The organism is Brachyspira catarrhinii, assembly GCF_005518285.1.
In the GTDB taxonomy this organism is placed as follows: Bacteria; Spirochaetota; Brachyspiria; order Brachyspirales; family Brachyspiraceae; genus Brachyspira; species Brachyspira catarrhinii.
The window spans coordinates 1-606 of sequence record NZ_SJDU01000715.1; the positions used below are offsets into that span (position 1 = coordinate 1).

Sequence of the window (606 nt, forward strand, 5' to 3'; positions counted from 1 at the left end):
AATAAATTCGGTTTAACTCTTAAAAATCTTATTAACTTAAATCATATTATCTTCAGTTTATAATTTTTCCTTAACTTACGCTCGTTGTGTCGTCTTTAAAACTAATGTTACTATTATTATCAGCAATTTTAATCACTATTTTAATTTGAGTTATTGTAGTATCATAAATGTCGCTGAAAGTAACATTATAAGTTAAAGTAAAAGATTTTTTATCTGCGCTTAATTCTCCGTCTCCAACACGAGTTCCTGTTAAACCCTCAAATCCATGTCCTTCCTCAAAGTTATAATCTGTATATTGATAGATTCTTGAATAAGGAATATCTGACCACTTGTCTCCATCACGATGTGTTATTGTAAAAGTGTTATTATTTTTATCAAATATTCCCGTTGAATACGAAAATTCATACTTGTCACCACCAGGGGTGTTTGAATTATCGTCTAATGATGTGCCTTTCTTAAGTATAGTTTCAATGGCAGTAGCTCCTGTGTCGCCATCGAGACTTTGAGCATGCGTCAATGTCACTTTAACGGACAAAGTTTGAGTATAGTTGTTCAAAGTTTTATCGTCTGCCGTAAAAGTGAAATTAATCGTAATCGTTCTTACGG

General features: G+C 32.0%; 1 protein-coding gene. It reads right to left on the reverse strand.

The features are described 5' to 3' along the window. Positions 1 to 70: 70 nt before the first annotated feature. A partial coding sequence (locus EZH24_RS14480) for a hypothetical protein (RefSeq protein WP_161976194.1) occupies positions 71 to 606 on the reverse strand: 536 nt, incomplete at its 5' end.